Consider the following 15587-nt stretch of genomic DNA (forward strand, 5'->3'; position numbering starts at 1 on the left):
AGTCGCCACTTAAAATACCGACAAAAGGAGACCTGATGCATACACAGCCCGCTAAACCCAATTTTACTTTATTACTTATCTTAGCGTTACTCGTCATTTTTTGTCCGATGGGCATTGATATTTACCTGCCTGCCTTTCCCACTATCGCAGAGCAATTCTCAGTGAGCGAAAAGCAAGTACAGCAAACGGTGGCTATTTTTATGCTTACTGTTGGTTTAGGGCAATTAATTGCAGGTCCACTCGCTGATCGTTTTGGCAGAAAGCCCGTTGCCTTAACTGGGGTCGCTTTGTATGGACTGGCGGCATTGGGTGCATATTATGCTCCTAGCTTTTTAGTACTGATGTTTGCTCGTGCTATTCAAGGGTTAGGCGCGTGCGCTACCTTTGTTGTCGCTTTTGCAATAGTAAGAGATAAGTTTGGTAGTGAACGCAGTGGCCAAATAATTACCTATCTAAACGGTATCGTTTGCTTTATTCCAGCATTAGCGCCCATTTTAGGTGCTTGGCTAACCGTACAGTTTGGTTGGCAAATGAACTTTCTATTTTTAACCGGTTTTGCATTACTGGGGTTTATTGTCACCTTATTCTTGTTTAGGGAAACACGACCAGCAGACAGTCATTACCAGGGGCATATTTTAGATTTAAGACGCTTTTTCCCCATCATTTCAACTCCATTATTTTTATTTAATAGCTTGTTATGTATGGTCACTATGTCAGCCATATTGGTGTTTGTAACACTGGCTCCTGGTTGGCTCATTACGGAATTAGGTGGCAGCGTAGCCGACTTTACCTTTTGGTTCTCGCTCAATGCGGTGCTTAGTATTCTTGCTAGTTTTATTATGCCTATTTACATTAAACGCCAACCTAAAAGAGCCTTAAAAATAGGCCTTTTAGTGCTAGTGAGTGCCGGCTTACTTATGTTGTTATTAAGCCAATATAAAACGCCATTGGCATTAATGATCCCTATGTTCATTGCAGCATTTGGTTTTGCTTTAACACTTGGCTCTGCCGCTGGGCGTGCTTTGAGTTTATTTCCTAAACAAGCTGGCACCGCCTCTGCTCTTTTAGGAGCAATGCAAATGAGTGGAGCAAGCTTATTGGTTTTTATTACTCAATACTTAAACTTATCAACCCCAGAGCTTATTGGTACGCACTTTCTATTATTAATTCCTTTTTGTTATTTACTGTTTCGTTATGCTAAATATGCTTAGCCACTAACGCATTTTCAATACTTCTCTCATTTTGGCTAATTCAGGTGCTACTTGATTAGCCGCCCCTAATCCAAACAAAACATATATTTTTTGTTTAAAAATAATTAATTTTCAGTTAAATAGTTTCGTTTTTATAGATAAAACACCTTGTTTTTTGCTTTTTATTATTTTAATGTTGGTTTAAGTTAACAGAAAGTTAACCAATTAATTCTAGGATATTATAATATGAAAAAGAATAAACTCGCCTTAGCATTAGTTCTTACTGGTATTTTTGCAGCCGGAACTGCCCATGCTGCAAACGATCGCTTCATCATTCAAGTTGATAATAATAAAAAAGGTGTTGTTAAAGCGCTTACTAAAAAACTAGGTGGTGAGATTAAAGTAGATGGTAATGGATTTATTGCCGCAAAATTTACTGGTCAAGATTTAAGTAGCTTAAAAGGCCTACTCAACAACCCACATATTAAACTCATTGAAGAAGATCATAAGCGTGTACCTATGTCATTATTTAACGATGATGTAGGCGATGCAATGCAGCAGCAAATTACGCCTTATGCCGTTTATCAATCACAGGTTGATCAAGTAACTTTTGATGCCAATGCAGGCATGAAAGTCTGTGTTATCGATTCCGGCTTAGATAGCTCAAACCCTGACTTTATTTGGGGCAACATCACCGGTGATAACGACAGTGGCACCGGTAATTGGTTTGATAATGGCGGCCCACATGGTACTCACGTAGCCGGTACAATTGGTGCTGCAGACAACAACCTTGGTGTGGTAGGTATGGCACCGGGTGTGGCAATGCACATTATTAAAGTATTTAACGAATCAGGCTGGGGTTACTCATCTGACTTGGCTCAAGCAGCAGATTTATGTTCTCAAGCAGGTGCGAACATTATTAGTATGAGCTTAGGGGGCGGCGGCTCAAACAGTACAGAATCAAATGCGTTTGCTAACTTTACTAATGCAGGCGGCCTTGTTGTTGCTGCCGCGGGTAATGATGGTAATAACGTACGTTCTTATCCTGCAGGCTACCCGTCAGTTATGATGGTTGGTGCTAATGATGCCAATAATCAAATTGCTGATTTTTCACAATTCCCAAGTTGTTCATCAGGTCGTGGTAAACGTGCAACAAACGATGAAACCATTTGTGTAGAAGTAACTGCCGGTGGTGTTGATACGCTATCAACCTACCCTGCAGGTATGGCTACAGCAGCGAGTATGTCAGCCGATGGCACAGCATATAATTCATCAGCAATGGAAAATGCAGGTCAAGTCACGGCGAGTGCCTACTTTATGGGGACCGGCGAAACCGTTGATCCAGGTGCCGCTGGTAAAGTATGTATGATTGATCGTGGTGTTATTTCATTTTATGACAAAGTTGCTAACTGTGAAAACTCAGGCGGTTTAGGTGCGGTTATTATCAACAATGAAGCCGGCATGTTATACGCAACACTAGGTGATACCAACGATACTTCAATTCCTGCTGTAGGCGCTGCATTTGAAGATCGTAGCGCATTAGTTGCTAGTACAAACGTGACAATTAATATTGGCGCAACTGATTATGGTTTTATGAGTGGAACGTCAATGGCAACGCCTGCAGTTTCAGGTATTGCTGCGCTAGTATGGTCTAACCATAGAGACTGTACAGGCACAGAAATTCGCGATGCGTTAAAAGCAACAGCGCAAGATCAAGGGGCTGCTGGTCGTGATGATTACTTTGGCTATGGTATTGTAAAAGCGGCAGACGCTGATGCTTACCTTACAGCAAACGGCTGTGCGGGTGGCGGCACGGGTGGCGTTGATCCCGAGCCAGGCGTAGATGATATCTCTCTTAGCGCTTCAGGTCACAAATCAAAAGGCACTAAATTTGTTGATTTAAGTTGGAATGGCGCAGCAACAAGCCAAGTTGATATCTACCGCAATGGTAGCAAAGTCATTACCACTGCAAATAATAATGTCTACACCGACAGCATTAATACTAAAGGTGGCGGCACCTATACATATCAAGTATGTGAAGCGCTGAGCACTACGGTGTGTTCAAATAATATCACCGTTAGTTTTTAATAAATTTAGCACTTCGTTATGTTTAAAAGCATAACGGCTAGTTTTATAACAATTTAGTATCCTCAACTTAGCGGGCAATATGCCCGCTTTTTATTTTTCTCATTGCTTGATAAAATCACTTACCACTTCTTTTTCGTACTATTTAATGATCAACCCTGACTTTTTGCTCTCATTTTTACTCGCCAGCTTTTTAATGGCCGTTGCGCCTGGGCCATCAAACGCGTTTTTAATGGCACAAACATTTGCTAACGGGCGAAAAGCAGGTATGCAAAGTGCTTTTGGCTTTGCCTTAGGTGGCGTAGTACATACATTTTTTGCAGTTATTGGTTTAAGTGCTATTTTAAAAGCCTCTGAAACAGCCTATGCCAGCGTACAATATGCAGGTGCAGCCTATTTATGTTACTTAGGTTTTATGATGCTTAAAGGCACGTTTATGCCACCATCTTGTGAGCAAAGCGATAAACCGCATGTTACAACCAATAAAAACAAAAATGTCATGTTTCAAGCCATGATGACAGAAGTGCTTAATCCTAAGGTGGCTTTGTTTTTTATTGCTTTTATCCCACAATTTGTTGACCCTAGCTTGTCATCTGCAACCTTTCAGCTGGCATTTTTTGGGCTACTTTATCCAATCTTTGCTTTTCCGATTGACTGCACGTATATTTATTTCGGCGATAAAATAGCTCAATTTTTTAGAAATCACCCAAATAGCCAGCTTTGGATTGATAGGTTCACAGGCATTGTATTTATTGCCTTGGCTATCAATTTATTACTCTAACTAATAAGAATCAGCATGGATCAAAAAATACAATCTCTACCTGCGCAAAAAAATATAGCCTTAGTAGCACATGACGGCAAAAAAGCCGCGCTTAAGTTATGGTGCGAAAAACATAAGGCCACTCTAAGTAAACACACTTTATATGGCACAGGGACTACTGGGCATTTAATTGAGAAAACAACAGGGCTTGATGTTATTCAATTATTAAGTGGCCCTATGGGCGGCGATCAACAACTCGGGGCGAAAATAGCGGAGCATGAAATACATGTATTAGTCTTTTTTTGGGACCCTTTAGCCTCGCAACCTCATGATCCTGATGTTAAAGCTCTTCTCCGTTTAGCTGCTGTGTGGAATATTCCTGTGGCGTGTAATGAAGTGAGTGCCGATATGCTACTTAGCTCACCACTAATGGATATAGAGCTTGAGCGAACACTGCCAGATTACGAAAAGTACCTCGCAACCCGACAAATATCTCTATAGTAGCTTACTTATAAAGCATGCTGGCCCATTTAGTAAGGCCAGCAGTTACACTACCAAAGTGATCACCGTTCACCATTTTTATGTTGCCTAAATGTTCACTCAACGCCGCTTTAATTAATGGAGACTGTGCACTTCCTCCCGTTAAGTAAATCACATCGGGAGTGGTATTCGCATCAGTAATTGCCTGTTTAGCCAAGGTAACAATCTGACTAATGCTATCGTCAACAGCAAGCGCTAAATCAGCGACTGAAATATCTTTGCTTAATGAATTATCTAAAAAGGCTAAATCACAATTAAAACTATTTGCGGATGTTAATGCAATTTTAGCCGCTTCAGCTTGTTGAACTAATTGGTGACCTTGCTTATTTTGCTGTAAGTGAATAAGTCGTTTATAAAGTTCAGGAGCGCTGACATCGCGTAACTGCGCACTGAGTTCACGATAATGCTGGGCACTATAAAACTGGCTCTGTAAATTCACATCGTTAATTTTACAAGCTTGCCAAAATGGTTGATTAGGTAGTGGTAAACCTGATTTAAACGCACTGCCAAGCCCGAGTAACGGCATTAAACCATGGTAGCTCAAAGCAATATCTAAATCGTTTCCGCCTACTCGCTTTCCGCTATGCGCTAAAAAGTCTGCATCTCGTTGTTGCTTATTCCTAAAACTTGGCCCCATTTGTACAAATGAGCAGTCACTGGTACCACCGCCAATATCAATCACCAATACTTTTTGGTCTTGCGTTAAATCACTTTCATAATCAATCCCAGCCGCGAGTGGCTCATATAAAAACTCAACATCTTTAAAGCCCGCCCGGTTTGCTGCGCGTGTTAAAATACCCACGGCTTGTTGGTTTGACTGCTCACCACCGACCGCTTGAAAATTCACTGGGCGCCCAATAACAGTTTGGCTCAGCGTATACCCTAACGATAATTCAGCACGTTGTTTTATTTTTAAAATCATTGCTGTGGCAATATCTTCAAAAAAATTGATTTGCCCTTGCTTTAAGCCCGTTGCGCCAAAAAATGATTTAGGGGATTTTACAAAATAACCCTCTTCAGGAAATTGTACATATTCACTAATTGCCTCACGGCCAATAAATAGAGTGTCGTCGCTGGCTTGTAAGTCTAGGTCTGATTTAATTCGCGGGAGCGTATTAAGCAAGGGTTGGCGCGCGGTTTTATAGGCATGCTCATGCTCTGAGCCCTGCAAATGCTGCGCAACAAAATCAACGACTAAGGCGCTATGATGTGTGTATAAAGTTGATGGAAGATAATGTTTGCCTTGCTCTAAAGGGATGAGCTGAACACGCTCTTCGTTTAAAATACCCATAGCACAATTAGAACTACCATAATCAAAACCAACAAACATAGATCACCAAACATTACCAAAAAGGCCGCGCAATTTAGCATAATTGCTAAAAAATATATACTGAATTGGCCTACACTCTTTATTTTTCGGGTCTTTCTCGCAAAAAGCTAGCAAAACGCGGTAAACCATTTTTAGTGTATCCGTGGTATCGATAAGTGATTGTTGAACCAATGGCTGGCGGACGCTTGCGTTCTTCATCACTAAAGCCCGTGCCAATAGAAAAGGTTACGCCTTGCTTAGTTTGCACTCGCAATGCCCCGAGCATACCTGTGTATTTACCTTTACCTGGTAAATATTCAATAACTAGCGCTTCAGCATCCAAATAAGGTTTGAGTTTTAATAATGCACTAGAGCGACCACTCGTATGCTTAGCCTCTGCTAAATGAAGCATAACGCCCTCTCCGCCTTGTTTGGTGACCTCATTAAAGTAATCACTTAGTTGCTGATTGTCGCTAAATTGATATTGCTTAACCGCCTTGATATGTGAGCTATTTAACTTAGTAATGAGTGACAGGTAATTTTGATAGCGACGATGAAAAGGCGTGCTTGTATCTGGCATATCAAATACTTGATAAGTCACTGTTTGCCAGAGTAAGTCGTTGGGTATTTTTGTTCTAACAATACCACTGAGAACAGAAAATTGACCTCGTTTGGTCCATAACTCACCGTCTAACCAAACATCAGGCAAAGGGGCGGTAAACCACTTAGGAGGATTAATTGAATTACCTTGGCGGGTAACAAATTGTTTCCCCGTCCATATTGCTCTAACGCCGTCAAACTTTTCACTCACCAAATATTGGCGAATATCGTTATGCTTAGTTTCATCATAAACATCAGCGAGTTGCACCTGCGGCAATTGCGCTAATAAACTCGCACTAAAAAGCGTAAAAAAAATAAATAGGTATCTTTGAATAGTAACCATAACTGCATCCTTGCAAATTTAAATATGGCTTAAACTATAGTTGAGATTGAAGCCATTGCCAAAATTCTTCAAGGTTATGCATTTGCTGTGTTGCTTTACTGAAGTCGTGCTGCTCAGTGTGCTTATTAGCAATCGCTACAACGGCTAAGGCTGCATTGTTTGCTGCTGTTACACCAGTGAAGGTATCTTCAACAGCAATCGCATTTTTTGCAGCGACCTGCATATTTTTAAGTGCTAATAAATAGGGATCACCGGCAGGCTTTGGATTGGTTACATCGTCTTTTGTAACCACCGTATCAAATAAATCATAAAACCCTAATCCTTTTAGTATTGGCTCAGCTTCATGGCGTGCGCTGCCTGTTACTAACGCCATTTTTAAGCCTTGCTCTTTAACCGCGAATAAAATATCTGCAGCATAAGGCATTAAAGGCGGTAAATTGGTTTGAACGAATTTGCTAAACAAACGGTATTTTTCATCCGCTAAATAGCGACTACTCACAGACAAGTTATGGGTTTGTTTTATTTCCTTTGCAGCGTCAATCGTGGGGCGCCCAGAAAAGCACTGGCAAAAATCATCTTCGTCATAACGCACACCAAAAGGCGCAAGTAATTGGCTCCAACAGATATAATGCACACTTTCAGAATCAACTAACGTGCCATCCATATCAAATAATACCGCTTCAATAGACATACTTTCTCCTTGTTGTTTAGCTGTTTAGCTGTTTAGCCTATGCCCTGAATATTAAAAAAGGTGCCTAAGCACCTTTCATTAATGTGTGTTACTCAGTCAAGCCTGCTGGCGGCTCAGCATAAGCGTCTTCACCGGTATTTACATCAACTAACTCGTAACCACGGGCTTTGCGCATCACTTTAAGTACGGGTTTTTCAAATGCTGTTTTTAAGCGCTCAGCATCATCTTTTAGTTCATCTAACGAAGTACCAAACGGCGCTGCCCCCGTTTCTGACCAGTTAGTTACTTTACCATTTAGGTTATATTCCACTTCATGTATTTGATATTGCGCCGCTTCATCTTTGGTTGCTTCACAAAAAATTACACGGTAATTCCAAAATCCAGCCATTATTTTTTCTCTTTAATAAACATATGAGCGCTACTTTAGCAGCTCTACAAAAATAAAAAAGCCTGCACTAGGCAGGCTTTTATCAATAATTACAATTTAACGTTAAATTTTTCGATTAGAAAAAGTTAACTTTAAATTCAGCACCAATGTAACGCTCTTCGTTAACCATTGCTGTGTTGTTGTTGAAATCAACACCACCAATCGCTTGTTGCTCGTCAAATAGGTTACGCACGAATGCTGATACTTCATATTCGTAGTCGCCTTGTGCCCATGCATAACCAGCACGTAGGCCTACTTCTGTTAGTGGCTTACCTTCAAACTCAACTGATTCATATAAGAAAAAGTCAATTTCACTACGGTACGACACATCAGCGTAAGTGAAGAATTCACCTTCAGCGAGTTCTTTAGTGTAACGAAGTGTGATGTTAGAGATCCACTCTGGAGCATGCGGTAAGCTGTTACCATCTAAAATAGCACGGTCTTCAGGACCAAATGCACCTGGTACTTGGAACGTAGGATCAGTAACAGTACATTGTGCACACACAGCAACGGCTAAATCTTTGTCTTTAAGCTCGGTTTTGTTGTAGCTTAAGTTAAACGTGGCATTTAGCTCATCCGTTAACACCCACTCAGAATCAATTTCGAAACCGTAGCCAGTTGTTTTATCAGCATTTAATAAGCGGTTAAAGTTAGCACCACCACCTACAGCCGTTAGCTGTTGGTCGTCCATGGTGTAATAAAATACCGTTGCGTTAACACGGCCTTGGCCATCTAACACATCAGATTTAATACCTGTTTCAAACGAAGTAACAGTCTCTGAATCAGCAACGGTTACTTCATCACCAAATAAGATACGACCTTGAAGACTCGGTGCACGGAAACTGTTAGCAATGCGGCCATACCAGTTTACGTCATCATTGACTTTGTAGTTAGCCGATAAATCCCAGCTTACGTGATCATCGCTTACATTTTTTTCAATGTAAGTAGCAGCACCACCTACAGGGCTAAGCGTACGATTTGCTGAGAACTCTTTCTCATCGTCTGAATAACGAAGGCCCGCGGTTACTTTTAAATCATCAGTAATGGTGTAATCAACTGAGCCAAACACAGCCCATGCTTTAGTGTCTTGCTGTTGGCTAACAAACCCATTTAATACGCCATTATTAGCCGTATCATAGCTAAAGTTTTCAATCGTTAATGCTTCGTCGAAGTAAAAAACACCCACCTGGTAATTTACATCGCCAGCAAAGTTGCTTGATAAACGTAACTCTTGCGTGTATTGGTCTTGGTCTGGAATACCATCAGCACTTTCTGAAGAAAAAGGAATAAAACCAGGACCCATAGCTACTGGAACATCATTGATAGAGAATCCACCGTAACCACCATCAATGTCAGCACGAGAGTAAATTTCTGCACTTTCCCAACCAGAGATTGAAGTTACTGTGTGGTTAGCTAAGTCCCACTCAAGTTTAAGGCTTGCACCTTGTGATTCCACTTGTTGCGTCGCACGCGATGCGGCATCGTGGTAAACCACATCATTTTCAAAATCATCAACTAAGTCATTAGTGCCAGGCTTGATAGTATTGGCACGAAAGGCAATTGGAGAGCCATCTAAATCACGGACATGGTAGTTAAATAATCCAGTGAAATCGTCACCTTCATATAAAAATTGAATACGTGCAGCTTGTTCAGTGTAACCACCTAAGGCATCTTTTTGTTCAAAGCCCGGTGCACGATTATCAATGTAATCGTCTTTGTCTTGCCAAAGTACTGAAACACGCGTTGATAAACGGTCTGTTAATGAACCACCAACTGCGCCTTCAAAATCAACTGCGCCACGGCTACCGTATGATACAGAGCCATAACCTTCAAATTCTTGACTTGGTTTAACGGTATCAAATTTAACTAGACCAGCAGGCGTATTACGGCCGAACAACGTACCTTGTGGGCCACGAAGCACTTCAACACGGGCTACGTCAAATACAGGAAAACCTTTTAAAATAGCATTTTCTTGTACAATTTCATCAACCACAAGTGACACAGGCTGTGAAGCATTCAAATCGAAATCAGTGTTACCTAAACCACGTACATAAAAGCGTGGGAATGAACGACCAAATGAAGATTCAATAGATAAACTTGGGATTTTCGCATTCATAAAACGAATATCCATACCAGCTGAGCTGTAAGCATCTAAACTGTCGCCTTGTAGGGCTGAAACAGCAACAGGTACTTCTTGAGCGTTTTCTACTCGTTTACGAGCAGTTACTTGAATAACTTCTAGTTGGTTCTTCTTAGCAGTAGTTTCTTGCTCAGCAGCTAGGGCTGAAATTGAAGTACCTGCTACGGCAGAGAACAACGTTGCATTGATAAGGGTTGCTAACGTAGATCTTTTCATTGCTTTCATGTCGGGGTTAACCTTTTTAGTGCACTCTTGTTCAACGGTTGATGTGTTGCGCAATTAAATAATTACGGATTCAGTCAATTTTTCGCGACTTGCTCTATGCGGCGCGGACCTTATTACCGAGAGTACAAAAACGGCATAAATAAGGCTGACTGAATGCGCGAGATTATACCATGCTGTAATTAATTTACCGCATGCTGAGTGTTAAAAATATAAACTTATTTTTAACACTTAAGCGCACTATCCCGACTTTTAGTGTACTTTTCGCAACTAAACAACCAAAAAGCGGACATATGTCCTTACAATGAATTGTTAAAAAATATAGCAAAATAACGCGGCACTTTTTTAAATACTACTTTTTCACTAATGAACGCGTCAGTGCAATTTCACCATCAATATGAATATCTCGCTGCGGGAATGCAATCACCACATCGTGTTGTTCAAACACTTCATAAATACTAAAGCGAATATCACTGCGCACTTGTCTTAAGCGAGTTTCAGATTCAGCGCACACCCAAAAAATAGCATTAAAGACCAGCGAGCTATCTGCAAAATCATCAAACAATACGGTTGATTGAGGCGTTGCCAATATTGCCTCATGCTCATCTAATACTTGCTGAATTAACTTTTTAACCAGTAATACATCAGAGCCATAAGCTACGCCTACGCTCACAGATGAGCGTGCATTACCGTCAATAAGCGTCCAGTTGGTTACAGTGTTTTCTAATAACTGGCTATTAGGGATCAACATATGCACCCCGTCGTTTCTGCGAATGCGGGTAGAGCGAGTGTTAATAGTTTCAACCACCCCTTTTGCAGTGCCAACTTCTAGAAAATCGCCAATACGGATTGGCCGCTCCCACATTAATATCCAACCGCTAATAAAGTTATTAATAATATTTTGTGCACCGAACCCCACACCAATGGCAATCGCACCCGATACAAAGGCAAATGCAGTTAGTGGAATGTTGAGCACCTCAAGTGAGGTAAAAAGTAAAATCGCAATACTTAAAATAAAATAAAAACGCGTGAATAAATGCACTGCATCTGGGCTCATTTTTCGAGCAAGTAATGACTTCTTAATCAATTTACCAATACGTGTAACCACAAACCACATAGTAAATAAAATCAGTGGGACTTGAATGACTTTAGCAACCGTAATATGTACGTCGTTATAACTAAACAGCACAAAACCTAGTATGTCGTTAATTTGTTCTATATTCATGATTATTCCATATAAAAATAAGCTAGCAGTTAGTAAATCAGTAAATGCTAATAATTGAGTGAGTCTAGCATGTGGTTAAATTAAATAAGTAACAGTCTGTTTAAAATAATGACGGTAAAACAACCGTGATTGTCTCGTGTCGGCATGCTTGCATTGACCTTGGGGTAATTTGGGCTGTTTACTGCTGCTTTTATCTACTAAAGCTGTTTTTGCAATCTAATTTGCGTTTAAATCCTGCTTTAAATCGATAAACTTTGTTGTATATAAGTCAAAATTTGGTAAGTTAACTGTGTTTTCGACTCACTAAGCCTATTTCGGCTATTTTTTCTATGGAGTTATTATGCGTAAAACACTGATTGCCACTACGATTGCTAGTGCACTTTTATTATCTGCCTGCTCTTCTGAGAGCACTAAAGAAACAACACAAGAAACCGCAGCGCAAGTTCAAGACATTAACGCAAGCAATGTATTGTTCAAACCAAGTCCACTTCAATACATGGCACCTGAGTTTGATAAGTTTGGTACGACTGAATACGAAGCCGCATTTGATGCAGGTATTGCACAGCACAATGCAGAAATACTGGCAATTGCCAACAACCCAGCGCCAGCCACTTTTGAAAACACCTTAGTTGAAATGGAGCTGGCAGGCGAGCTACTAAACCGCGCATCAGCTGCGTTTTATAATCTATCAGGCCTTATTTCAAACGATGAATACCAACGTATTGATAAAAAAATGGCGCCAGTTTTCTCGGCTCACTCTGATGACATTTATTTAAATGGTGCATTGTTTAAACGTGTACAAACGGTATACGACAATAAAGATAAGTTAAGCGCTGAAGATCAACGCCTAGTCGATTTTTACTACAAACAGTTTGTAAAAGCCGGTGCAAAATTAAACGATGCTGAAAAAGCAAAAATGCGTGAAATCAACGCTGAGCTTGCAAAACTATCAACTGAGTTTTCTCAAAACGTATTAAAATCGTTTAAAGAAGATGTCATTTTAGTAACAGATAAAAGCAAATTAGCGGGTTTATCTGAAGGTGAAATTGCAGGCCTTGCAGCCGCTGCTGAAAAAGCAGGCAAAGATGGCTACATGATCACCTTAGTGAACACCACGCAACAACCTATTTTAGCAAGCCTTGAAAATCGTGAACTACGTGAGCAAATTTTTAAAGCATCAACCAATCGTGCTGCTAAAACAAATGGCCCTATCATTATTAAAGAAACTAACCTGCGCGCACAAAAAGCAGAACTGTTAGGCTTTAAAGATTGGGCTTCTTATGTAATGACTTCACGCATGGCGCAAACTACTGATAACGTGTACGGCATTTTAGATGACTTAGCGCCAAAAGCCGTTGAAAAAGCGAAAGCAGAAGCACAAGCAATTCAAAAAGTAATTAATGATTCGGGTGAAAACTTTGAACTTAAACCATGGGATTGGTCTTTCTACGCAGAAAAAGTACGCGCTGAAAAATACGACCTAGATCCAGCCTTAGTTAAGCCTTATTTTGAAATGCAGTCGGTTATCCATAACGGCCTGTTCTTCGCTATGGAAAAACTTTACGGTATTACCTTTAAAGAGCGTAAAGACCTGCCGGTTTACCACGACGATGTAATGGCATTTGAAGTATTTAACGCCGATGGCAGCGCCATTGGTTTATTTTACATGGACCCATATGCACGTGAAGGTAAGCGTGGCGGTGCATGGATGAGTGCATACGTAAGCCAAAGCGGCTTAAAAGGCACTAAACCTGTTATTTACAACGCACAAAACATTCCAAAGCCGGCTGAAGGCGAGCCAACGCTCATGACTTTTGACGAAGTATCAACTATGTTCCACGAGTTTGGTCATGCGGCACACGGTTTATTCTCTGACGTTAAATACCCAAGCCTAGCAGGTACTGCAACAGCACGTGACTTTGTTGAATTTCCATCACAAGCACACGAAGATTGGATGATTGAACCAACGGTACTTGCTAACTACGCTAAACATTACAAAACTGGAGAGCCAATTCCTCAAGCACTACTTGATAAAGTACTTGAGTCGCAAAAGTTCAACCAAGGTTTTGGTACCACTGAATATTTAGCAGCAGCACTACTGGATATGGAATGGCATTCATTTGGTTCTGATAAGAAAATAACTGACGTACAGCAGTTTGAAAGTGACGCATTAAAGGCACATGGTATTGATTACTACCCTGTTCCACCGCGTTATAAATCAAACTACTTTAGCCATACGTTTGCAGGTGGTTACTCAGCGGGTTACTACGCTTACCTGTGGACTGAAGTATTTGCAGCCGATGCGTTTGCTCACATGGAAAACAACGGTGGCTTAACGCGCGAAAATGGCGATAAGTTCCGTAAAGAGATCCTATCAAAAGGTAATAGCCGTGACTTAATGCAAAGCTACATTGAGTTTAGAGGCCAAAAACCAACCACTGACGCCCTGCTTAAGCGCCGTGGTTTAGTTGACTAATCGATTACTTCAATCGTTAATAAAAGCCCGCTTGCGGGCTTTTTTAACTTATTTAAAACGCTATTTAACTCAAACACTTAAACAATATAACTTGGCTATGTTAACCTTAATAAAAAATTAAGGTGCCTTTATGAAATACACGTTTCTCCTCCCTCTCTCATTGCTGCTAGGCACATTGAGTTTTGCTAACGAAAAGCAACATGCCGATATTATTATTAACCACGCGAATATTGTTGATATCGAAAATGCAGTGGTGATCCCCAATCAAACAATTGCCATTTCTGACTCTAAAATTATTGCCCGCGGCGATAACTCACTTAAATTAAACTACAGTGCCACCACGCAAATTGATGCACAAGGGCGCTTTGTTATGCCAGGCCTTTGGGATATGCACGTGCATTTTGGCGGTGGCGAACAATTAATTGAAGAAAATAAGCAGCTACTGCCTTTATATTTGGCCTACGGCGTAACAACGGTACGCGATGCCGCCGCCGATTTAAGTGAATCAGTTCTAAGCTGGCGCGAGCAAATAAGCAAAGGTGAACTGATAGGTCCCACTATTTACACCTCAGGCCCTAAGCTTGAAGGTAAAGGCTCTATTTGGCCGGGCGACCTTGAAGTGGAAACACCCCAAGAAATGCATGCTGCTATTGATAAACTAGACGCGATGAATGTCGACTTTATTAAAATTACTGACAGCGCATTAACCCCTGCGCTTTATTTACAGGCAGTAAAAGAAGTTAAAAAACGTGGTTACAAAATATCAGGGCATATTCCGTTTTCGTTATCAGTGACTGATGTATCTAGCGCGGGTTTAGACGCGATAGAACATATGACATATTTACTTAAGGCGGCAGCTAAAAACGAAGATGAAATTTCAGCTAAAGTAAAAACCGGTGAACTGAGTTACCGCAGCGCCTTACCCATTGTGATGAATAACATAGATAAAGACACCGCAATGCAAAAATACCGTCTATTAGCCAAAAACAACACCGCGGTTGTGCCAACCTTAATTGGCGGCCAAGTTACGGCTTATATTGACGAAGATAACCACCAGCAGGACGAGTTTCTAAATTACTTAGCTAAGGGCCTAAAAGACACCTATCAATGGCGCGTTGATCGCGCAAATAAAGATACCCCTGCACAAATTAAACAGCGCAAACAACGCTTTGTTCAAACCGCTCAACTGCTACCTTGGGCACAAGAGGCGGGTGTGCCTATTATTGCGGGCACCGATGCAGGCTTTTTAAATTCTTATATTTACCCTGGGCTGTCGCTTCATCAAGAATTAGCTCTTTTTAGTGACTATGGCCTAACTCCAAAACAGATACTGCAAAGTGCGACTGTGGCGGGGCCAACATTTTTAAATAAAACCCAGCAATTTACCTCTTTAGAAGTTGGTAAAGTGGCAGATATTATTATTTTACAGCGCAATCCATTAATTGATGTGCGTAACACGCAATCATTACAAGGGGTGATCAGCCATAACCGCTACTATAATAAAGCCGCACTGGAAGACCTTAAAGCGCAAGCAAAACAATTTGTAAGCTCACAGCAGTAAGTTAATTATTGGGCTCAG

The 15587-nt window shown here is 40.9% G+C and carries 12 protein-coding genes; 6 read left to right on the top strand and 6 right to left on the bottom strand.

Translation table 11 applies throughout. The annotated features are described in order from the left end of the window. The first annotated feature begins 35 nt into the window (after positions 1–35). The 4 genes from BM380_RS09100 to BM380_RS09115 all read left to right on the top strand — a co-directional run bounded on the left by BM380_RS09100 (position 36) and on the right by BM380_RS09115 (position 4536). Positions 36–1211 carry a multidrug effflux MFS transporter gene (locus BM380_RS09100; protein WP_013464448.1) on the top strand — a complete coding sequence of 392 codons (1176 nt, stop codon included), beginning with the start codon at positions 36–38 and terminating at the stop codon, positions 1209–1211. A 225-nt stretch (positions 1212–1436) separates the two neighbouring features. Further along, positions 1437–3278: a S8 family serine peptidase gene (locus tag BM380_RS09105; RefSeq protein ID WP_090494045.1), complete on the top strand. Its 1842-nt coding sequence runs from the start codon at positions 1437–1439 to the stop codon at positions 3276–3278. Between the two features lie 145 nt (positions 3279–3423). Then, positions 3424–4056 carry a LysE family translocator gene (locus tag BM380_RS09110; protein ID WP_033103913.1) on the top strand — a complete coding sequence of 211 codons (633 nt, stop codon included), beginning with the start codon at positions 3424–3426 and terminating at the stop codon, positions 4054–4056. Positions 4057–4071: 15 nt separating this feature from the next. Further along, a complete protein-coding gene (locus BM380_RS09115; RefSeq protein ID WP_013464445.1) occupies positions 4072–4536 on the top strand; it encodes a methylglyoxal synthase in 465 nt (154 codons plus the stop codon). A gap of 4 nt (positions 4537–4540) precedes the next feature. Here the strand turns inward: BM380_RS09115 and yegD are convergent, their stop codons facing one another. The 6 genes from yegD to BM380_RS09145 form a co-directional block, all read right to left on the bottom strand. Next, entirely contained in the window at positions 4541–5905 is a 1365-nt protein-coding gene (gene yegD / locus BM380_RS09120; protein ID WP_090494047.1) for a molecular chaperone, read from the bottom strand. Positions 5906–5984: 79 nt separating this feature from the next. Next, entirely contained in the window at positions 5985–6827 is an 843-nt protein-coding gene (locus tag BM380_RS09125; RefSeq protein ID WP_090494048.1) for a DNA ligase, read from the bottom strand. A 34-nt stretch (positions 6828–6861) separates the two neighbouring features. Continuing rightward, positions 6862–7518, bottom strand: a complete 657-nt coding sequence (locus BM380_RS09130; RefSeq protein WP_090494050.1) for an HAD family hydrolase — start codon at positions 7516–7518, stop codon at positions 6862–6864. A gap of 88 nt (positions 7519–7606) precedes the next feature. Further along, positions 7607–7906 carry a hypothetical protein gene (locus BM380_RS09135; RefSeq protein ID WP_016899420.1) on the bottom strand — a complete coding sequence of 100 codons (300 nt, stop codon included), beginning with the start codon at positions 7904–7906 and terminating at the stop codon, positions 7607–7609. A gap of 115 nt (positions 7907–8021) precedes the next feature. Then, entirely contained in the window at positions 8022–10310 is a 2289-nt protein-coding gene (locus tag BM380_RS09140; protein ID WP_028835403.1) for a TonB-dependent receptor, read from the bottom strand. 349 nt (positions 10311–10659) lie between these two features. Beyond that, the gene (locus BM380_RS09145; RefSeq protein ID WP_090494052.1) at positions 10660–11532 is read right to left on the bottom strand and encodes a mechanosensitive ion channel family protein; all 873 of its coding nucleotides are present in this window, start codon (positions 11530–11532) and stop codon (positions 10660–10662) included. Between the two features lie 340 nt (positions 11533–11872). Between BM380_RS09145 and BM380_RS09150 the strand changes: the two genes are divergently transcribed. Beyond that, positions 11873–14008: a M3 family metallopeptidase gene (locus BM380_RS09150; RefSeq protein WP_036956833.1), complete on the top strand. Its 2136-nt coding sequence runs from the start codon at positions 11873–11875 to the stop codon at positions 14006–14008. Between the two features lie 130 nt (positions 14009–14138). Then, positions 14139–15569 carry an amidohydrolase family protein gene (locus tag BM380_RS09155; RefSeq protein WP_090494054.1) on the top strand — a complete coding sequence of 477 codons (1431 nt, stop codon included), beginning with the start codon at positions 14139–14141 and terminating at the stop codon, positions 15567–15569. The last annotated feature ends 18 nt before the right edge of the window (positions 15570–15587 follow it).

This window comes from Pseudoalteromonas sp. DSM 26666 (genome assembly GCF_900116475.1).
In the GTDB taxonomy this organism is placed as follows: domain Bacteria; phylum Pseudomonadota; class Gammaproteobacteria; order Enterobacterales; family Alteromonadaceae; genus Pseudoalteromonas; species Pseudoalteromonas tetraodonis.

Excerpts from the sequence above, each read along its gene's own strand:
- BM380_RS09100 (WP_013464448.1), top strand. The coding sequence starts at position 36 with ATGCATACACAGCCCGCTAAACCCAATTTTACTTTATTACTTATCTTA.
- BM380_RS09105 (WP_090494045.1), top strand. The coding sequence starts at position 1,437 with ATGAAAAAGAATAAACTCGCCTTAGCATTAGTTCTTACTGGTATTTTT.
- BM380_RS09110 (WP_033103913.1), top strand. The coding sequence starts at position 3,424 with ATGATCAACCCTGACTTTTTGCTCTCATTTTTACTCGCCAGCTTTTTA.
- BM380_RS09115 (WP_013464445.1), top strand. The coding sequence starts at position 4,072 with ATGGATCAAAAAATACAATCTCTACCTGCGCAAAAAAATATAGCCTTA.
- yegD (WP_090494047.1), bottom strand. The coding sequence starts at position 5,905 with ATGTTTGTTGGTTTTGATTATGGTAGTTCTAATTGTGCTATGGGTATT.
- BM380_RS09125 (WP_090494048.1), bottom strand. The coding sequence starts at position 6,827 with ATGGTTACTATTCAAAGATACCTATTTATTTTTTTTACGCTTTTTAGT.
- BM380_RS09130 (WP_090494050.1), bottom strand. The coding sequence starts at position 7,518 with ATGTCTATTGAAGCGGTATTATTTGATATGGATGGCACGTTAGTTGAT.
- BM380_RS09135 (WP_016899420.1), bottom strand. The coding sequence starts at position 7,906 with ATGGCTGGATTTTGGAATTACCGTGTAATTTTTTGTGAAGCAACCAAA.
- BM380_RS09140 (WP_028835403.1), bottom strand. The coding sequence starts at position 10,310 with ATGAAAGCAATGAAAAGATCTACGTTAGCAACCCTTATCAATGCAACG.
- BM380_RS09145 (WP_090494052.1), bottom strand. The coding sequence starts at position 11,532 with ATGAATATAGAACAAATTAACGACATACTAGGTTTTGTGCTGTTTAGT.
- BM380_RS09150 (WP_036956833.1), top strand. The coding sequence starts at position 11,873 with ATGCGTAAAACACTGATTGCCACTACGATTGCTAGTGCACTTTTATTA.
- BM380_RS09155 (WP_090494054.1), top strand. The coding sequence starts at position 14,139 with ATGAAATACACGTTTCTCCTCCCTCTCTCATTGCTGCTAGGCACATTG.